Source organism: Moorena sp. SIO3I6 (assembly GCF_010672095.1).
The window spans coordinates 1-1,131 of sequence record NZ_JAAHHU010001614.1 but is presented as its reverse complement, the minus strand read 5'-3'; the positions used below and the strand labels follow the sequence as shown (position 1 = coordinate 1,131).

2 protein-coding genes are annotated in these 1,131 nt (G+C 38.5%); both read right to left on the bottom strand.

Annotated elements, in window-relative coordinates; genetic code table 11:
- Nucleotides 1–145: 145 nt before the first annotated feature.
- Entirely contained in the window at nucleotides 146–1,012 is an 867-nt protein-coding gene (locus tag F6K49_RS51665) for an SAM-dependent methyltransferase (protein WP_293110769.1), read from the bottom strand.
- 29 nt (nucleotides 1,013–1,041) lie between these two features.
- On the bottom strand, nucleotides 1,042–1,131 hold a 90-nt coding region (locus F6K49_RS54165), incomplete at its 5' end, for a pentapeptide repeat-containing protein (protein WP_366514382.1).

The following is a 1,131-nucleotide window of genomic DNA, read 5'->3' as shown; positions in this document are numbered from 1 at the left end:
TGGCAACGTATTGTCAACTCCTTTATTGAAGGGGAGAAAGCTAAAGAAATTTGGGGGGGATGGTTTACAAATTTGTTTCCCTATGTTTTATTAAATCTAGAGTATTGTATTGATAAGTAAAATGTAATTTAGTCTAGGAGAGCCATCATTCTTTTTTAGCGGTCACCATAAAGGAACGTCGCATTCCAGGTACTGAACGGGGTGCGATTTGGACTGAGTAACGTCCATAATTTGCTCTTATTTCTCCAGGTTGGATCACTGACGCATTCCACCCATAATAAGCCAATAATTCTTCTGGTTCGTCTGTGCCAAAACGCCAATTTTTACTAATTAATCCCTTCTGAGTTTTAGAGCCTATCTGCCACGACTTTACACTTATTAAATCTGCAGCCAAATAACTCCCTTTGACACTGATATCAGAAATTGTTTGCAGTAATATATTGATCTCTGTTTTATCCAGATACATCAATAAACCTTCCATCAACCAAACTGTCGGCTTATTAGATTTATATCCATGATTTTTTAATAAATGCACCCAAGGTTTTTGCAAATCTGTGGCGATGGAATAGCGATGACATTTAGAGGGAATATCCTTAAGAATTGCTTCTTTGCGAGACATGATTTCTGGTAAATCAATCTCGTATACACATAGTTCAGGTGGTAAGGGTAGACGATATGCTCTAGTATCGTACCCCACCCCTAAAATTACAATTTGACGTACCTCTGGTATTACAGATATCAGAAAATCATCGAAAAATTTAGTTCGCACTGCCACAAACTGGATGCGAAGGGTATTTGATTTCGGGTCTTTACCGTCTTGTTTTTCCCAATAATCCATCAAAGACTGTATTTCCTTAGACCCAACTAACTGAGCAGCAAAAGGATCGTCAAAAAGTCGGTCTGCCCTTTTCGATTCAATAGCACGTTTGGCCGCCATTACTACTGCGGTACGACAGACATCATTTTTGATTTCTGGTATTTTTTCGGCTTTTGCTGCCAGTTCGTTTTCCATAATTTACAATTTACTGCTTGATCATGAAATTAAGGACAACCTTGCTGAGATACTGTACCATCCGGCATAGTGGCATTACACAAATTAGCCCCAGTCAAATTAGCCCCAGTTAAATTAGA

What these genes read in the sequence shown, in the direction of transcription:
- F6K49_RS51665 (WP_293110769.1), bottom strand. Translation starts at nt 1,012, where the DNA reads ATGGAAAACGAACTGGCAGCAAAAGCCGAAAAAATACCAGAAATCAAA.